Below are 1,034 nucleotides of genomic sequence, written 5' to 3'. Positions count from 1 at the left end.
AGCGGCTGCACGGCGATGACACCACGGTGCCGATCCTGGCCAAGGGGCAGACGGTCAAAGGGCATATCTGGACCTACGTCCGCGACGACCGGCCGTTTGGTGGGCGGGCGCCGCCGGCCGCGCTCTATTACGCCTCGCGCGATCGACGGCAGGAGCATCCCACGCGGCATCTCCAAAGCTTCACCGGTATCCTGCAGGCCGATGCCTATAGCGGCTATAACGAGCTGTATGACGCCTCGCGCGCGCAAGGAGCGGTCACGCCCGCACTCTGTTGGGCCCATGCCAGGCGGCAGTTTTTTGAGCTGGCGGACATCGCCGCCAATGCGAGGCGAGACAGGAACGCCGCGGCGATCTCGCCGATCGCGCTGGAGGCGGTCAAGCGCATCGATGCACTGTTCGATATTGAGCGTGGCATCAACGGCCAAAGCGCCGAAGAGCGGCTGCGGGTGCGCAAAGAACAAAGCGCCCCACTCTTGACGACGTTGGAAGCATGGCTACGCGAGCAGCGCGCTCGGCTGTCGAACTCCTCATCGGTCGCCAAGCCAATCGACTACATGCTGCGCCGCTGGGACCGGTTCGCTCACTTCGTCGATGACGGACGGATCTGCTTCACCAACAACGCCGCCGAACGCGCCCTGCGCGGCTTCGCACTTGGGCGCAAATCCTGGCTGTTCGCCGGCTCGGAACGCGGCGCCGAACGCGCCGCCGTCATGGCGACGCTGATCATGACGGCAAAGCTCAACGACGTCGATCCGCAGGCCTGGCTCGCCGACGTGCTCGCCCGCATCAACGATCACGCTGTCCACAGGCTCGAGGAACTCTTGCCATGGAGCTGGGCCGTCGAGATGGAGCGTCGTAAACTGGCGGCATGACTGTCGGCATCGCTCGCCTCAAAATTACTCTCGATGACGTCAAGCCGGTGGTTCTGCGCCGGGTCGATGTGCCGTTCGACATCAAGCTCGACCGCCTGCACCTGACCATCCAGGCGGCCATGGGTTGGACCAACAGCCATCTCTACGAGCTGCGCGCCGGCG

Annotated in this window: 2 protein-coding genes; both read left to right on the top strand. The window is 64.8% G+C overall.

Annotated features, from left to right (window positions below):
* A partial coding sequence (tnpC, locus tag SO180_RS42420) for an IS66 family transposase (RefSeq protein ID WP_449384711.1) occupies window positions 1–872 on the top strand: 872 nt, incomplete at its 5' end.
* A partial coding sequence (locus tag SO180_RS42415) for an IS1096 element passenger TnpR family protein (protein WP_449384712.1) occupies window positions 869–1,034 on the top strand: 166 nt, incomplete at its 3' end. The genes tnpC and SO180_RS42415, both read left to right, overlap by 4 nt.

Source organism: Bradyrhizobium sp. UFLA05-112, from assembly GCF_053572325.1.
The sequence above is the reverse complement of the archived record's forward strand: the minus strand, read 5'-3'. Positions and strand labels throughout refer to the sequence as shown.